This is a genomic window from Streptomyces hilarionis, assembly GCF_024539675.1.
GTDB lineage: Bacteria > Actinomycetota > Actinomycetes > Streptomycetales > Streptomycetaceae > Streptomyces > Streptomyces hilarionis.
Genome location: NZ_JAHHIT010000027.1, coordinates 1 through 1,463 on the forward strand (window position 1 = coordinate 1; position 1,463 = coordinate 1,463).

1 protein-coding gene is annotated in these 1,463 nt (G+C 74.4%); it reads right to left on the reverse strand.

From position 1 onward, the window contains the following. A partial coding sequence (locus KMS84_RS04890; RefSeq protein ID WP_256914779.1) for a type I polyketide synthase occupies positions 1–1,463 on the reverse strand: 1,463 nt, incomplete at both ends.

Sequence of the window (1,463 nt, forward strand, 5' to 3'; positions counted from 1 at the left end):
CGGCTCGCCCGCGCTCTCCCGCGCGTCCTCGGCCTGCGGCGCCTGCTCCAGGATCAGGTGCGCGTTGGTGCCGCTGATCCCGAACGACGAGACCGCCGCCCGTCGCGCACGCCCCGTCTCGGGCCACTCCCGCGCCTCGGTCAGCAGCTCCACCGCGCCCGCCGACCAGTCCACCTTCGGCGTGGGCTCGTCCACGTGCAGCGTCTTGGGCAGCACCCCGTGGCGCAGGGCGAGCACCGACTTGATGACGCCCGCCACGCCCGCCGCCGCACCCGTGTGCCCGAAGTTGGACTTCACGGAGCCCAGCCAGACGGGCCGGTCGGCGGGGCGGTCCTGGCCGTAGGTGGCCAGCAGCGCCTGTGCCTCGATGGGGTCGCCGAGGGTGGTGCCGGTGCCGTGCGCCTCGACCAGGTCGACGTCCGCGGGGGACAGTCCCGCGTTCGCCAGCGCCTGACGGATCACGCGCTGCTGCGCCGGACCGTTCGGCGCGCTCAGCCCGTTCGACGCGCCGTCCTGGTTGATCGCCGAGCCCCGGATGACCGCGAGCACCTCGTGCCCGTTGCGGCGCGCGTCCGACAGCCGTTCCACGACGACCATGCCGACGCCCTCGCCCCAGCCGGTGCCGTCCGCCGAAGCCGCGAAGGCCTTGCAGCGGCCGTCGCCGGCCATGCCGCCCAGGGTGTCGAACCCGAGGAACGCGCCCGGCGTGGCCATGATGGTCACACCGCCGGCCACGGCGAGGTCGCATTCGCCGTTGTGCAGCGACTGCGCGGCCAGGTGCAGGGCGACGAGCGAGGACGAGCACGCGGTGTCCACGGTGACGGCCGGGCCCTCCAGGCCGAGCACGTAGGAGACGCGGCCCGACATGACGCTGCCGAGCGCGCCGGTCATGCCGTAGCCGCTGTCGGCCTCGGCGGAGCCCATCAGCACCGTGGGATAGTCCTGTGGGCCGCCGCCCACGAAGACCCCGGTGGAACTGTTGCGCAGCGACCAGGGGTCGATGCCGGCCCGTTCGAAGGCCTCCCAGGACACCTCGAGCAACAGCCGCTGCTGCGGGTCCATGGTCACCGCCTCGCGGGGCGAGATCCCGAAGAAGGCGGCGTCGAACTCCCCGGCCTCGTGCAGGAACCCGGCCTGTCCCACGGCGGGCGCGCCCCAGCGGTCCCAGCCGCGGTCCGTGGGGAAGTCCGACAGCTCGTCCCGGCCCTCCGAGAGCAGTCGCCACAGGCCCTCGGCGTCGCTGACGCCGCCCGGGTAACGGCAGGCCATGCCGACGATCGCGAGCGGTTCGTCGTCCGCCGGCCGGACCGCCGTGGTCGCGGCGCCCGATCCCGCCAGGCCCTCGACGAGTTCCGTGTGCAGCAGGGAGGCGAGCCGACGGGGGTCGGGGTGGTCGAAGACGAGGGTGGCGGGCAGGCGCAGGCCGGTGGCCTTCGACAGCCGGTTGCGCAGTTCCATCGCGG